Here is a 17,061-nt window from a genome sequence, read left to right as displayed (position 1 = left end):
CCTTTAAAATCTTTTCAAAAAGGAATTAATTTGTAATTCCATCTGAAATTGGTTGCTCAACTTTTACTCTTAAACTTTCATCTCCACTATTTGTATAAATATCATATCCTTCATCAGCTCCTATTCCAGCTGTTTTAGTCCATTTGTTTTCTTTACCATCTTCACCAATACTATCTTTGAATGAAACTTTATCACCTTCTCCACCTTTGATAATAATCTCTTTTTCTTTACCAAGGATATCTTCAAGTTTAATATTTGAAAGCTTATTAGCTCCATTATCTTTTCCTAAATCTATCTCTTTGATATTATCAGATATTTTATCAATATTATCAAAGTTAATATTCACATCTTTTCCTAAAGTAAGGATACCATCTTTAACTGCATTTTGTTTATAACTTAAATCAAATTCTCCTGATACTTTACTAGATATATCTTCACCATCTTTTGTCCAAGCTTCTACTTTTACACCGCTTACAGATTTATCATGAGTGATTTGAATATTATTTATATCTTTATATTCAACTCCTTCTATAGTCCATTTTCCATTTTCAAATTTAGCTTGTGAACTTAAATCAGTAATATTACCATCTTTATCTACAACTCTAAATTGTGCTGAACTATTTAAACCTTCAAGAGTAAAATACATTGTTTCACTTCCATCAATATCTTTCATATTTGCATTTAAATTTAAACTTGTCCATTCTAAACCATTTGCATTAATTCCCGTTTTCGTTGGATCTATAGTAACACCATCTGCAACTTCTTTAATATATACAGAGTTATCTCTAATCTCTATTGTTCCTTTAGAATCTCCATCTCTTACATTAATTGTAGCATCAAATTTAACTTCTCCACCAAGATGTTCATTTCCTTTAAAGAATATTTCTGGAAGTGTCCCATCTTTATTTACAGGAACCAACCAAGAACCATCTCCTAAATTCATAGCCATAGACTTTCCACCATTATAATAAACAGCTACTCCTGGAGCAACTTTTATCAGTATACTTTCAAACTTTTCTGAAGGATCATGGTCTTTTACTACTAATTTAGCACTTGCCATTTCTTTATCTTCAATACCATCTTTTGCTCTTTCAACTTCTATTTTAGAAGAAGCAACAGGTTTAACAACAATAGTAATTTCTTTTTCTGCTGTTAAAGAATTTGTAGCTCCTGTTTCTTTATTTTCAACAACTACTTTTATATCTACTGTTCCATGTCTATTCTCACCAGATTTATATGTAAAGTTTAGTTTATCTTTAGGGTCTATACCATCTGGTAATTTATACCCTTTACCTTCAACATAATCTAATTCTATACCATCTAATAACAATTTACCTTTTGCAGTTTCTCCTGCTTCAAAATGTTCATTTACAACAATATAGTATTCATTTATATTTGTAAATTCTCTATCAGCATTATTTGATATTTCAACATTAAATGAGAATTCTCCATTTTCATTAATATTTGTATCTGTTTCTGGAGTTATATTAACTGTCATTTCATCTGTTACTGGAATTACTGGAATTTTTGTGCTAATTTCTTGTCCATTTATTTCTACTTTTATAGAAATTCCATCTACATCTTGATTACTATTAAAATCTTCATTTGGAACTACTTTTAAGTTTGCTAAAACCGATTCAATATCAGCTCTATTACCTTTGATTGTGTAGCTTCCATCTGCATTTTTATAACTATCTAAACCTTTGATTGTAGCATTTGGACCAACATCAATCTTAAAGTTTATTTCAGTTCTTCCATCACGTCCATCTTCTGCAACTATTTTAAATACATCTAAGAAATTAAATTCTGTATCTTCTGTTGCTTTGAAATCTCTAGATTCATCAAGAACAATATTTAATTTTGGACCTTCTCCAATTACACCACCAGTTCCATGAGTTTTATCGAGTGTTATTATAGTACTTGTTGATTCTTCTTTTGAACCTTCTGCATCTTTTGTATATGCAGTAATTGTTATATCTCTATGTTCAAAATTTGCACCACTAGTTACGTTAAATGTAATATTTTTAAAATCACTATCATTTAATTTATAATTACCATCTTTTGGAATAATAGTATAAATACCATTATGCTCACTTACAGTAATTTCTGCATCTGTTTCAGCATCTCCAAAACTTATTGTAACACCTTTTGGAATACCACTTATTACGATTTTTGTGATATTTTCACTTCCATCTTTATCAGCTGAAGTTACTTTTACAGGAATTTCTATCGTTTTTTCCTGTCCACTTGGTACTTTTATAGTAGTTTCAGTATTTTCTTTAACTTCAATAGTTGGTTTATCTGTAACTGGTTTAACAGTCAATGTATGAGTAAAGTCTTTTGTTTCTTCAGTCTTATAATTTATATTTTTTCCTTCATATTGACTATCTTTTGCAACAAAACTCCCAGTTATTTTAAAATCTCCATGTTTATTTTCAGGAGCTTGTACATATACTTTTCCTAAATCATCTAAAGGAATATTTGCTTTACCATTTGTAAATGTAATAGCTTCGAAAGTATCACCATTTTTAATAAATAATTTATATTCACCTGAAGTTGGCTCATTTATAGTTACACTTACTAAAGTTTCATCTATATCACCATTTTGGTGTTCTATTCCTAAATCAAGTTTATAATAACTATTTCCATCTATTACTTGCTCACTATCTTCATTTGTTATAGTATTTGATTTAAATCCTGCATCAACAGTTGGTTTTACAAATATGTTGATACTATCTGTTTCTTTTTTACTATCATGAGTTTTACTTGGATTTCCTGCTTCACCTTTTTCTGTTGTAATATATGTGATATCAAAATTTAATTCTCCACTATAGTTTGGTGGAGTTATAATTTTAATATTTGGGATATCACTAGCTTTAAATATATACTGTCCATTTATATCTGTAGCACCTTCTAAAATAACACCATCTGGAAGATTTTTAATAACTATTGTTAAATCTTCACTCTCTTTATCATAAGATTCAAGTTTTGTAGAATCTTTAAAAATAGAATCCAATTTAATCTCTTCATCTTCATTTGCAACAGCATTATACTCTTTTGGTGTTCCATCTGCTAAATCTACAACAACCTCATTATAATCATTCCCTACAACACTATCTGCTACATCTTTTACAACAACTGTAATCACTTTATCTTTTGCTGTTGTATTTTCTGATATTACAGGTTTCCCATCAATAATTGCCGTATCAACTGTTTTTGCATCAACTTTTAAATCAAAATCTCCATGTGCATTGTGTGGTGGAATAAATTTTGGTGGAGTTGAATTATCATATCTCTCAATAGTTATACTTCCTTTATCTGCTACTATAGATGTTCCAGTATAATCTTCTAATGTACCATTATTCCATACATTTATTGTAGGAGTTCCATCTTTTGCATATGTTACAAGAATATCTTTACCTGTAATTGTATCTTTTACAAAAATTGCTCCACCATTTGGAATATCTTTTATAGTTACAGTAAATGTTTCACTTCCATCTTTATCAGTTGAAGTAACTATTATAGGTAATACAATACCTTTTTCTGGGTTTGTAATAGTTCCATCTTTAGCTTTTGTATTTCCACCAGCTCTCCCTGCATCTTCGAGTCCTATAGGTTGCCCAACTTTTATTGTTGCTTCATTTGCAACAGGATATACATTTACTTTAAAATCAACTTCAGCAGTTTTTTCTTCTCCCCAATTAGCTTTGTCTTCATTAGTTTTTCCATCTGATTTAAAACCTTTATCTATTACACTTAGTGTAATCTTTCCTTCTACTGTTCCAGAATAACTTCCAGGAAATTCCATAGAGAAACTAGGATCATCAGATTTATTATTTGCATCATTAAATATTATTATAGCAATACCTTTACTATTTGCTATTGCTTCTTGTCCACCTAAAGTCACAATTGTTCCTTCAGGAATACCAGAAATTGTATATACTCTATGTTCTGAACCATCTAAATCTGGTTTAGGATCTCCTTCTGTTCCACTTGTTTTTGTAAGAAGTGATTTTAAATCTATAGTAGGATCTCCTTCTTTTATATCATTAAATGTATAAGTTTTACCATTATTTGATATTTTTCCTAGACTATCATTATCCCAACTTAAATTAATATCATCAGTTACTGGTTTAATAATAACTGTCATATCTTTACTATCTGTTTTACCTTGACCATTTGCTTGAGAGTTTGATAAAGGTTTACCATCATCATCAACTTCATAAGTTTTTGTTGAGATAGTTATATTAATGTCTATATCATTATCTTCAGCATGATTTATTTTGATTGACTCATATTGTTCTTTTGTCATATAAATAGTTTTTGGTTCATCTAATTTAACATCAGAATGATGGAAATCTTCATTTAATGTTCCATCTTCATTTACAATAACTATTTTAACAACTTGATCTTTAGTATTGATAACAACTTCTGTACCATCTTCATATGTTAATGGGTTTCCATCTTTATCTAAAAGTTTTGCACCTTCTACAAGTTTTCCATTTGTAAATTTAAGTGTTAAGTCTCCAACTCTTTCACCATGATCACCTTTTGCACCACCATTTTTATCTTCATTGTCTTTTATATTTGGTAATTTTAATCCTAAAGACACACTGTCTTTACCTTCTGCAGTATTTTTATTATCTTCAAAAGTTTCTACATTTTTTGCATTAATATCTGTACCATCTACTACTGGTTTAACTTGAATATTGATTTTACCTTCAGCATAATCTCCATCTGTATCTGAAACCTTATAAGTAAAATTTGGTAAAGATTTATCATCATTAGATTCATATTTACTATAATCTTTTACTGGTTCAAATTTTAAAGTTCCATTTCCATTATTTGTAAGTGTTCCAATTTTTTGACCATTTTCTAAAATATCAATAGAATCGTCTTTTGATAATGTTTGATATGTTACTCCTCCATCATTACTAATTTCAATTTGTCCTTTTGTAGATGGATCTTTTGGATCCTTTTGGAAACCTTCATCACTTAAAACAATAGTTAAAATTCCATCTTCATTTACTATTTCAGTTCTTTCTCCTGAATCTGGAGAAGAATCATTTACTGTAACTTTAAAGCCTTGATCAGGGCTTGTTACTATTTGCCCATTTTTACTTGTTGTAGTTATATTAAATTGGAAATTTAAATCTATATTATCCTTATCATTAAACTCTGTTTTACCTTCAGGAGTAGAAACATTTCCAGATTTTGGATGATCAATATTCTCATATTGTTTATATGTATATTTGCCATCTTTACTCAAAATAATCTCAAAGACTTTAGTATTTCCTGCTTTTCCAATGATTGTATTACCATTTACTTCATATTTTATATCTACACCATTTGATTTAAGTTCATAAGGAGCTCCATCAACAGTAACTGTTGGTTCTCCTACAAAATTAACTTCAAATGTACCAACTTCTTTTTCATAATTAGGAGGAACTATAAAGCCTAAGCTTTGTGTATCACTTATATCAGATTTTTTGTTTGTTGAGTTTGTTCCATCATTTTTATTTGTATAGAAATTGTCTTCATCAACATAAGCATTTTTAGGGTCTGTTAATGTAATTCCATCAAGAATAGTATCAGTAACTTTATTATCTGTAGAGTGAATATCTACTTTTTCAAATACTTGTTGAGAACCTGTTTCTTTTACCTCTACAATTTTTACTTCATAAACTTCTGTTCCTTCAGTATCAAAATCAACTTTTGATTTATTTATAACTTCTGATAATGTTTTACCTGCTGGAATAACTACTGTTATTTGTTGTGTTTCATAATCACCACTTTCAGATTTACCTTCTCTAAAAGTGTATTCTAATGTTACAGTAATTTCTCCATTTTCTGGAATTCGTACTTCTTTTCCATTATTATCTACAAGTTTTACTGTATGTTTTAAATCTCCACCTTCAATAGTTTTAGCATTTCCTATAATTTTTACATATACAGTATCTTCCGGTCCATATCCTCCATCTTCTAGTCCTGGATTAATTGGATCTGAATTATCTTTGATAGTTGTTGTTACTGAATCTTTATCTGTTACTACATTCTCATATATAGCCCCTGTACTTGGATGTTCATATGTCTTATCTGTAATCTTTATTCCATATTGCTCATCATTATCTGCCATATAATCATCTATTGTCTCTACTTTTATAGCTTTCCCTAATTCTACAACCTCTTTTTTAGACACATAATCTTGTGTTCCATCATTTGTTGTTGCTTGTGTTGCTCCTGTTGCTGTTTTATCAAATGTTTCAACTTCTACTGTTCCACCTTGTTCTTTTAATACTGTACTATCATTAAACTCTTTAGTCTCTGGTTCAAATGCTAATACTACATAATATGCATCATCTCCTTCTGCTACTTCATTTACTGTTAAATACTCTCCATTCGCACCTTTTAATGGATTCCCATCTTTATCTGCTGCAAATATCTTTAATATTACTTTCTCCATATCAACTTCAACAGTACTATCTTCATTTGGTTTATCTGTTGTATTATCTTTGATAGTTGTTGTTACTGAATCTTTATCTGTTACTACATTCTCATATATAGCCCCTGTACTTGGATGTTCATATGTCTTATCTGTAATCTTTATTCCATATTGCTCATCATTATCTGCCATATAATCATCTATTGTCTCTACTTTTATAGCTTTCCCTAATTCTACAACCTCTTTTTTAGACACATAATCTTGTGTTCCATCATTTGTTGTTGCTTGTGTTGCTCCTGTTGCTGTTTTATCAAATGTTTCAACTTCTACTGTTCCACCTTGTTCTTTTAATACTGTACTATCATTAAACTCTTTAGTCTCTGGTTCAAATGCTAATACTACATAATATGCATCATCTCCTTCTGCTACTTCATTTACTGTTAAATACTCTCCATTCGCACCTTTTAATGGATTCCCATCTTTATCTGCTGCAAATATCTTTAATATTACTTTCTCCATATCAACTTCAACAGTACTATCTTCATTTGGTTTATCTGTTGTATTATCTTTGATAGTTGTTGTTACTGAATCTTTATCTGTTACTACATTCTCATATATAGCCCCTGTACTTGGATGTTCATATGTCTTATCTGTAATCTTTATTCCATATTGCTCATCATTATCTGCCATATAATCATCTATTGTCTCTACTTTTATAGCTTTCCCTAATTCTACAACCTCTTTTTTAGACACATAATCTTGTGTTCCATCATTTGTTGTTGCTTGTGTTGCTCCTGTTGCTGTTTTATCAAATGTTTCAACTTCTACTGTTCCACCTTGTTCTTTTAATACTGTACTATCATTAAACTCTTTAGTCTCTGGTTCAAATGCTAATACTACATAATATGCATCATCTCCTTCTGCTACTTCATTTACTGTTAAATACTCTCCATTCGCACCTTTTAATGGATTCCCATCTTTATCTGCTGCAAATATCTTTAATATTACTTTCTCCATATCAACTTCAACAGTACTATCTTCATTTGGTTTATCTGTTGTATTATCTTTGATAGTTGTTGTTACTGAATCTTTATCTGTTACTACATTCTCATATATAGCCCCTGTACTTGGATGTTCATATGTCTTATCTGTAATCTTTATTCCATATTGCTCATCATTATCTGCCATATAATCATCTATTGTCTCTACTTTTATAGCTTTCCCTAATTCTACAACCTCTTTTTTAGACACATAATCTTGTGTTCCATCATTTGTTGTTGCTTGTGTTGCTCCTGTTGCTGTTTTATCAAATGTTTCAACTTCTACTGTTCCACCTTGTTCTTTTAATACTGTACTATCATTAAACTCTTTAGTCTCTGGTTCAAATGCTAATACTACATAATATGCATCATCTCCTTCTGCTACTTCATTTACTGTTAAATACTCTCCATTCGCACCTTTTAATGGATTCCCATCTTTATCTGCTGCAAATATCTTTAATATTACTTTCTCCATATCAACTTCAACAGTACTATCTTCATTTGGTTTATCTGTTGTATTATCTTTGATAGTTGTTGTTACTGAATCTTTATCTGTTACTACATTCTCATATATAGCCCCTGTACTTGGATGTTCATATGTCTTATCTGTAATCTTTATTCCATATTGCTCATCATTATCTGCCATATAATCATCTATTGTCTCTACTTTTATAGCTTTCCCTAATTCTACAACCTCTTTTTTAGACACATAATCTTGTGTTCCATCATTTGTTGTTGCTTGTGTTGCTCCTGTTGCTGTTTTATCAAATGTTTCAACTTCTACTGTTCCACCTTGTTCTTTTAATACTGTACTATCATTAAACTCTTTAGTCTCTGGTTCAAATGCTAATACTACATAATATGCATCATCTCCTTCTGCTACTTCATTTACTGTTAAATACTCTCCATTCGCACCTTTTAATGGATTCCCATCTTTATCTGCTGCAAATATCTTTAATATTACTTTCTCCATATCAACTTCAACAGTACTATCTTCATTTGGTTTATCTGTTGTATTATCTCTAATTACAGTATCTACTTCTTTACCATTTCCATTAATATCTCCAATTTGTACTTTCTCAAATTGTCCTTTATCATCTACATTCTCGATAGATACATTATATATCTCTCCATCATCTGCTAAATAATCATCTATTGTTTTTACTTCAAACTCTGCTGATGACTCATTTGCTTTTATTACTACTGTAATCTTTTCTCCATTATATTTATTTGTATCCATTCCATCATCTGTAGTTTTATCTTTATATACTACTGTTACTGTTGTATCTTTTGTTGGAATTACTATATTCCCATCTTTATCTACTAGTTTTACTACATATGTTGCTGTATCTCCCTCATTTACTGTTGTTGTTCCCTCTATTATTGCATATACAGTATCCTCTGGTCCATACCCTCCATCTTCTAATCCTGGATTATCTGGATTTGAATTATCTAAAATTGTTGTATCTACATTGGTTTTATCACCATTTACATCTCCATTTCTCATATCAAAATGTGTTGAGTTATTTCCTGTGATTGCAACGTTATAAATTTCTCCATCATCTGCTAAATAATCATCTATTGTTTTTATATTAAATATAGTTTCGCTAGTACCAGCTTTAATTACTACTTCAATTACACTATTATGATTATATTCTGTATCACCATTTTGTGTTGTCTTATTTGTATATGTTACATAAATTATTGTATCTTGTGTTGCTATTACTGGATTTCCTGCGGCATCTACTAGTTTTACTACATATTGTGCCTCATCACCCTCTCTTACAATCTCCATTCCTTCTATGATAGTGTAAACAGGTGGTAATATAAAAATATCATCTGGTGCATTTTCTATTTGGTTATCAAGTCCACCAGTCCATGAAGCTTGTCTTAGATCACTTATAACATCAGTAGAATCTCCATCTCTTGCACTAAATTTAGATCTTAATGCTCCACCATCTTCAGCTTCTTCATTTCCAGCATTTGTTTCTTGCTCAGTTACATCACCAGCAGCTGTTTCTATATCATCTATACTATTTTGTGCTTTATTCCATGCACTTAAAATTTCATCTATAGATTGTTTATTAAAAGTTACTTCTTCATTTCCAAAAGTTACTGTAGATAAAGAAGTGTCAAATAGTTGATCATTATCTTGATTTACAACTACTACATCATTTCCTTCTAATTCAATATCTATTTTTGCAGATGCTGTATTTAATTTATCTCCAAAAACTACATCATTTTTTACTATTTCATCACCTATTTTAAGTTCTTTTGTATTTCCCATAGAATCTTTTAGATAAAAAGTTCCTTCAGTCATTGATTTCACTATTCCTAATACTTCCATAAGTATCTCCTTAAAAATAATATATCTAATTATATAATAATAAATGAATCATGTCATCACCCAAAGGGGTGATATTTTCTAAAAATTAGTTTAAATTTTCTCTTTTTCAAATTTTTTAGAGATGATTAGTAATAATACACCTCCTAAAACAATAAGAGCTGTAAGATATAATGCATAATCATAGTTACCATATTTTTCAATAAAATATACACTATAAAGAGGAGCAATAACTTGTCCTATACCATAAGAAGTTGTTAATGCTCCCATAAGAACTACTGGGTTTCCTTTTGATAATTGCCCACCTAAATTCATAAAAAGTGCCACCAGTCCAATAAAAGTACCTCCATATAATACTCCACTAAGTAAGTTTAAATACATATTTGTTGTGAAGGCTGGAATTAAAATACCAACTGCTTGAAGAATAAAAGCTATAATGATAATATTCACACTTCCATATTTATGAGCTAATCTCATCCAAATAATACAAGAAGGAATTCCTGCAATACCAACTAAAGTCCAAGTTAAACTTCCATACCCCTCTAATCCTTCAAGATTATTTATAATATCTGGTAAAAATGTAGCTTGAACTACAAATCCAACTCCTTCAGCAAAATATGCCATAATTAAAAGTATTACAAAAGGAGTAAAGATAGTAAAATCAAACTTTTGTTTTATTTGCGATTGTTTTACTTCTTTATCAAAAGATAAAATATACATTGCATAAAAAGATAAAACAATAGCATATATACAAAGTACACTCCAAGCATCTTCCCAAGTATAACCTAAACTCAAGATATATCTTGCTATTAAATCTGTAGTTAAAATAGAAAATCCTATTCCACTAAAGTGAATACCCATAGCTTTGGTTTTACTTTCAATTTTTAGTTTTTGCATAACAATTGCAGAACCAACAACAAGGCACATAGCTCCCGCAAATCCACCTAAAACTCTTGAAATCATCCAAAGAGTTTCATCTTTACTAAAAGCTAAAACAAAAGTTGTAACTATTGCTAAAATAACTCCAAATCTATAAAAATAAACTTTTATATTTATATCTTTTATAAAAACAGAAAAGATAGACCCTGCTAGATATCCAGCAAAATTTAGAGAAGCTAAAATCCCTACAAACTTAATAGTTAAATAATCATCTATCATAGGAGGAATAAGACCTGTAAATGCAAATCGTGCTACACCAATACCAATTATAATTGAAAAAATTCCAGCAATTAATATTGCTAAATTATCATTCCTATCAAATAATCTTTTTAACATAAAACTCTCTTCCTTAGTTTTCTGGTATCATATCACTAAAGATTATTTTATGTCAAATAATCAATAACGATAGGTGATATAAGGATAAATGATATGGATTTAAATCTATTAAAAGTTTTTGTAAGTGTTGCAAAGAATAAAAGTATTTCTTTAGCTTCAAATGAATTAAAATGTGCTCAATCAAATGTTACATCAAGAGTAAAACAACTTGAAAAGATTTTAGGATTAGAACTTTTTTATAGAGTTCCAAAAGGTGTTATTTTAACTTCAAATGGAGAAAAGTTTTATCCTCAAGCCTTAGAAATAATTCATAAAATGGAAAGTTCAATTGCAAGTTTATCTAAAGATATGCAATTAAGTTCATTGAAAATAGGTTCAACTGATTGCAATGCAGTTGTAAGAATTTCTACTTTTTTACTAAAACTTCACAAAGATTTCCCAAAAATGCAATTGGAACTTTTTACTGGAACAACAAAAGATATTATGCAATTAATATTAGATTATAAAGTTGATATAGCTTTTATAAGCGGAGAACCAATAAATGAGAATTTAATAATATTAAAAAAATTTGAAGAAGAAATTGCAATTTTAGAACCATATGAAAAAGATACCCCAAATGTAACTTTAAGTTTTAAAGATGGTTGTGTTTATGATGAATTCTTAAGGAATTATTATAAACAAAATAATATATATGTTGAAAAAACTCTCTCTTTTGGAAATTTAGAAACTATTTTATCTTGTATAAAAGTAGGAATGGGTAAAACACTTCTTCCTACAAGTATAGTTAAAAAAATGGGATATGATAAAGACATAAAAATTACTATTTTACCAAAGGATGAGGCAAATATTCCAACTTGTATGATTTGTAGAAAAGATAACATACCAAAAATTAGTGATTATTTAAAGAAATTGGATATAAATTAATAAGTGATGAGTATAGTGTTTTAGTTAAACTTCTGCTGTAAGTTTTATACTCATCAGTTATTAATTTTTTATTTATTGGATTATATCAGAAAAAGTTTTTATTTACATATATTTTAAAATCTTATATTTAAAAATTTGCAAAAAAGTAACAATTATGTATAAAAACTATAAAATTAGCCCTATAATAATTGTTAAAATACCTAAAATAATTAAAGAAATTGAACTTGAAATTGATTTTTTCTTTGCAAACCAGCTTGTATATAAAGCTTTTAAAATATTATTACTTCCAGCAGCAATAATAATTGCTCCAGCAATTGATAAATTATCAATATTATAGTTTCCAGCTAAAAGAGATAAAATAAATGGATCAATATCAGTAAATCCTATTATTATTGATAAAATATTAAGTCCAGTTGTTCCAAAATTATCAACTACAATATTTGTAATAAACATTGTTACAACAAATAAAAATGCAAATACAAATGCTGTACCTAATTCTAATGGATTTGAATCTTCCAAATCTATATTGTTTTTTGTATAATTTATACCTTTTTTATAAAAAAATATAATTAAAATAAGACAAATAAGAGTAAATCCTAAAAAAGGATAAAAAACTATCTTAAATACTTCTATGTTAAGAATAGCTGCTATAACACTAAGTCTAATATACATCATTAAAGTTGCACTTAGAATAGAAGCTGTAAACATATCACTATTTTCTAAGCATTGAGATTTTTTTGATAAAACAACTGTTGTTGCTGTTGAGGAATAAAGTCCTCCTAAAATTCCAGTTAAAAGTAAACCTTTTGAAGGAAAAATATATTTTTGTACAATATAACTTAAATATGAAATAGTAGATATTACAACGACTGTAAGCCAAATTTTATATAAAGAAATTCCAAGATAAGGAATCGTTGTATCATTTGGTAATAGTGGTAATACAACTGCTGAAAGTAAAATAATCTTTCCCAAAGTCTCTAATTCATAAATATTTATTTTTAATTTAAAGTTAAAAAGCTTATTTTTTGCATTTAATAAAAATATTATCACTACAAAAATTAAAGACGCTAACCAAAATTGAAAAATATCTATTAAAGGGCCAAAACTATAGACAATTAAAGAAACCAGAAAAAGTATAATACTATTTTTATTATTTTCAAGAAGTTTGTTAAATAAAATAGAATAAAGAAATGTAATAGCTAAAAATCCCACTATAAAAATAGAAAAATAATTTGGTTCAAGTAGATAAAATATAAATCCTAGAATCCCTATAAAGGTAAATGTTCTTGTTGTTCCAAAAAATGTTTTTATTTCATTTTCATGGAATTTCAGCATATATGCTTTTACTTCTAAACCTATTAAAAAACTAAATACTGTTGTTGCAACAAAGTCTATTAAAAGCTCGTTTATTTCCATTTATGTATCCTTAGTAAAACTTTGTAATAATAACATATAAATTTTGATTTAAATCAATATTTATTAAGAGATATAACGATAAGATATATTTACGTTATATATTTTTAAATATAACAAAGGATTAGATATGTCAATATCATCAAATTTGACTTTAGAGCTTTTAAATCAACCTTTTTTACTTGAAAAAAGAATTGAATTGCTTCTTGCTATTAAGAAAACTGGTTCAATAAATAAAGCAGCGAAAGAAGTTCCTATGAGCTATAAAGCTGCTTGGGAAGCAGTTGAAGCTATGAATAACTTATCAACTACACCTATAGTTATAAGAGAAATTGGCGGAGTAGGTGGAGGTGGTACAACTCTTACAAAGTATGGAGAAAATCTTTTAACAACATACTTTTTGTTAAAAGAGGAGCAAAGAAAGTTTATTGAAAATCTAAATCGAATTACTGATTTGAATACTGGGTCTTTAAAAATAATAAGGAGGTTATCGATGCAAATTAGTGCAAGAAATCAGATCATTGGAATAGTTGAAAAAATTTCACTTGGTGCAGTTAATGCTGAAGTTGAAATAAAACTAAAAAGTGGAAATACAATAGTTTCTATTATTACAAATAGTTCTGTTGAAAATCTTGGATTAGCTATTGGTGATGAAGTTATTGCTGTTATTAAATCTAGCAATGTTTTATTATCAACGCAAAGTAACTTGAAACTTAGTGCAAGAAATTGTTTAAAAGGTACTATTGAAGAGATAAGCCTAGGTGCAGTTAATGCAGAAGTTGTAATAAATATTGGAAATGAAGACAAAGTAGTTGCAGTTGTAACTGTAAATTCTGTACAAAATATGAATCTAAAAGTTGGAACAGAAATTGATGCAGTTATAAAAGCGTCTGATATTATGATAGGAAAATAAGGAAAAAATATGAAGAAAATAATTTTAGGTTTAGCATTATTATGTTCATCAATATTTGCTGGAACAGTTAATATTGCAGTTGCAGCAAATGTTAGTTATGCAATAAATGATTTAATTGCAGAATTTAATAAAACAAATCCTGATACAAAAATTGAAGTAGTACTTGGTGCTAGTGGAAAATTTACAGCTCAAATTCAAAATGGTGCACCATTCGATATTTTTATGAGTGCTGATATGAAATTCCCTGAAACTTTATATAAAGAAAAATTAACTGCTACTGAACCTGTTGTTTATGCACAAGGAAGTTTAGCAATGTTAAGTGCAAAAGAGATGGATTTTTCTAAAGGTATCGAAGTAGTAATCAATGATAATATTAAAAGAGTTGCAATAGCTAACCCAAAAACTGCTCCTTATGGAACTGCTGCAGTTGAAGCACTTAAAAATGCAAATATTTTAGACAAAGTAGAAAATAAATTTGTTTATGCTGAGTCTATTTCTCAAGCTGTAACTTATGCTTTAACGGCTGCTGATGTTGGATTCATTGCTAAATCTTTATTATATGAAGATAAAATGGCTAAATATAAAGAAAATGTTCATTGGGTAAGTGTTGATCCAAAATTATATACTCCTATTGATCAAGGTATTGTAGTTTTAAATAAAGCAAAAGACAATGCAGAAGCTAAGGCTTTTTATGAATTTATATTAAGTGATAAAGCAAAAGAGATATTTAAAAACTTTGGATATTTAGTAAAATGAGTTTTATTGCAAGAGTAAAAAGTATTCAAAATAAAGATAGTTTGAATATCGTAGAATTTGATTTTCAAAATATCACTTTTAAAATGATGAGTTTAGATTTAAGTAGTAATTTAAAAATAGGAACAAAAGTTGAACTTATTGTAAAACCTACAAATATTGCAATATCTAAAAACTATATAGAGAATATTAGTTTATCAAATCAAGCTCTTGCAAAAATCACTGATATAAAAAATGGTGAACTTCTAAGTAGTATCAAACTGAATTTAGCTGATACTACTTTTGAAAGTATTATTACAAAAGAGTCTTCAATAAGACTAAACTTAAAAAAAGATGATGAAGTAAATATCTTAATAAAAGCCAGTGATATATCTATAAATAAGGTTTTAAATGATTGATTATTTACTAAATGTTGATTATGCACCATTTATGCTATCTTTTAAGTTAGCATTTATTACAACTTTGATTTTGTTTGTGTTATGTATGCCACTTGCTTGGTATTTATCACAAACAAAGTCAAAATTCAAACCATTTCTAGAATCTCTTTGTACAATGCCTTTAGTTGTACCACCAACAGTTTTAGGTTTTTATTTACTTTGGGGATTATCTCATAATTCTCCAATAGGGCAATTTTTTGAAAACTATTTTGGAATAAAACTTGTATTTAATTTTTATGGAATAATTATTGCAAGTTGTATTTATAGTCTTCCTTTTATGGTTCAACCTCTTCAAAGTGGATTTGAAAGCTTAAATAAAAATATGCTTGAAGCTAGTTATATAAGTGGGAAAAGTAAATTTACAACTGTTTTAAGAGTTGCATTACCAAATATAAAACCATCACTTTTAACAGCACTCATCATAACTTTTGCACATACAGTTGGTGAATTTGGAGTTGTTTTAATGATAGGTGGAAGTATTCCAAATGAAACAAGAGTTGCAGCAATAGCTATTTATGAATTTGTAGAAGTATTAGACTATAAAGATGCTCATATTTATAGTTTAATTATGATTGTAATGAGTTTTATAACTCTACTTGCAGTTTATATATTCAATGGTAATCAAAAAAAAGATAGGTTTTTTTAGATGATAAAACTAGATATAAAAAAAGAACTTCATGGAAGTTCTGGAAAAATGCTTTTAGAAGTAAATTTAAAAATAAATAGTGGAGAATTTATTGCTTTAAGTGGGGTGAGTGGTTCTGGAAAAACAACAATCTTAAGAACTTTAGCTGGACTTGAAGAAGCAAATGGAGAAATAGTTGTAGATGATGAAATTTGGTTAAATGACAAAATTTCAAAACCTATTCAAAAAAGAGATATAGGATTTGTTTTTCAAGATTATGCACTCTTTCCAAATCTTTCTGTTATGGGGAATTTAATTTACGTTACAAAAGATAGAGAATTGGCGAAACATCTTTTAAATCTTACAGATATGTATGAACTAAAAAATAGATATCCAAATAGTCTAAGTGGTGGGCAAAAACAACGTGTTAGTTTATGTCGAGCTTTGATGAAAAGACCAAAATTGCTACTTTTAGATGAACCTCTTTCAGCACTTGATCCAAATATGAGAGTAAAACTCCAAAATGATATTTTAACTTTACATAAAGAGTTCAATACAACCTCTATAATGGTAAGCCATGATCCAAGTGAGATGTATAAACTAGCTTCAAGAGTTTTAGTTATGAGTAATGGACAAATAATTGAAGATGGAAAACCAAAAGATATTTTATTGAAAACAAAAGGTAGCCAAAAATTTAGTTTTGAAGGTGAACTTTTAGATATAACAAAAGTAGATGTTATAAATGTGGCAATAATAGCTATAGGACAACAAATCGTAGAAGTTGTAATAAGTGAAGAAGAAGCACAAAATTTAAAAATTGGTCAAATAGTAAATGTAAGCACAAAAGCATTTACTCCAAATTTACAAGGAGTATAATTTTTTTTTAAAAGTCGTT

Annotated in this window: 9 protein-coding genes; 6 read left to right on the top strand and 3 right to left on the bottom strand. The window is 28.3% G+C overall.

The annotated features are described in order from the left end of the window. Nucleotides 1–25: 25 nt before the first annotated feature. Both ALANTH_RS00120 and ALANTH_RS00115 read right to left on the bottom strand, forming a co-directional pair. The gene (locus tag ALANTH_RS00120; protein ID WP_172658483.1) at nucleotides 26–9,829 is read right to left on the bottom strand and encodes a hypothetical protein; all 9,804 of its coding nucleotides are present in this window, start codon (nucleotides 9,827–9,829) and stop codon (nucleotides 26–28) included. A 90-nt stretch (nucleotides 9,830–9,919) separates the two neighbouring features. Then, on the bottom strand, nucleotides 9,920–11,101 hold the full coding sequence (locus ALANTH_RS00115; protein ID WP_026807103.1) for a YbfB/YjiJ family MFS transporter: 1,182 nt from the start codon (nucleotides 11,099–11,101) through the stop codon (nucleotides 9,920–9,922). Nucleotides 11,102–11,194: 93 nt separating this feature from the next. Between ALANTH_RS00115 and ALANTH_RS00110 the strand changes: the two genes are divergently transcribed. After that, nucleotides 11,195–12,025, top strand: a complete 831-nt coding sequence (locus ALANTH_RS00110; protein ID WP_026807102.1) for a LysR family transcriptional regulator — start codon at nucleotides 11,195–11,197, stop codon at nucleotides 12,023–12,025. 165 nt (nucleotides 12,026–12,190) lie between these two features. Here the strand turns inward: ALANTH_RS00110 and ALANTH_RS00105 are convergent, their stop codons facing one another. After that, nucleotides 12,191–13,441, bottom strand: coding sequence for an MgtC/SapB family protein (locus ALANTH_RS00105; RefSeq protein ID WP_026807101.1), 1,251 nt, complete (start codon nucleotides 13,439–13,441; stop codon nucleotides 12,191–12,193). Nucleotides 13,442–13,568: 127 nt separating this feature from the next. Between ALANTH_RS00105 and ALANTH_RS00100 the strand changes: the two genes are divergently transcribed. The 5 genes from ALANTH_RS00100 to ALANTH_RS00080 are packed head-to-tail and all read left to right on the top strand — an operon-like array spanning nucleotide 13,569 to nucleotide 17,042. Beyond that, nucleotides 13,569–14,351: a TOBE domain-containing protein gene (locus tag ALANTH_RS00100; protein ID WP_026807100.1), complete on the top strand. Its 783-nt coding sequence runs from the start codon at nucleotides 13,569–13,571 to the stop codon at nucleotides 14,349–14,351. A 9-nt stretch (nucleotides 14,352–14,360) separates the two neighbouring features. Beyond that, entirely contained in the window at nucleotides 14,361–15,107 is a 747-nt protein-coding gene (gene modA / locus ALANTH_RS00095) for a molybdate ABC transporter substrate-binding protein (RefSeq protein ID WP_026807099.1), read from the top strand. Next, nucleotides 15,104–15,502 (top strand): TOBE domain-containing protein, encoded by a 399-nt coding sequence (locus ALANTH_RS00090; RefSeq protein WP_026807098.1) that lies wholly within the window; start codon nucleotides 15,104–15,106, stop codon nucleotides 15,500–15,502. The genes modA and ALANTH_RS00090 overlap by 4 nt, the downstream gene beginning before the upstream one ends. Next, a complete protein-coding gene (gene modB, locus ALANTH_RS00085; protein WP_026802841.1) occupies nucleotides 15,495–16,187 on the top strand; it encodes a molybdate ABC transporter permease subunit in 693 nt (230 codons plus the stop codon). The genes ALANTH_RS00090 and modB overlap by 8 nt, the downstream gene beginning before the upstream one ends. Beyond that, nucleotides 16,188–17,042, top strand: coding sequence for an ABC transporter ATP-binding protein (locus ALANTH_RS00080; protein ID WP_026802840.1), 855 nt, complete (start codon nucleotides 16,188–16,190; stop codon nucleotides 17,040–17,042). Nucleotides 17,043–17,061: the final 19 nt, after the last annotated feature.

The organism is Aliarcobacter lanthieri (genome assembly GCF_013201625.1).
Lineage (GTDB): Bacteria > Campylobacterota > Campylobacteria > Campylobacterales > Arcobacteraceae > Aliarcobacter > Aliarcobacter lanthieri.
Note: the sequence above shows the minus strand (reverse complement) of the source record. Positions and strands in the feature narration are given on the sequence as shown.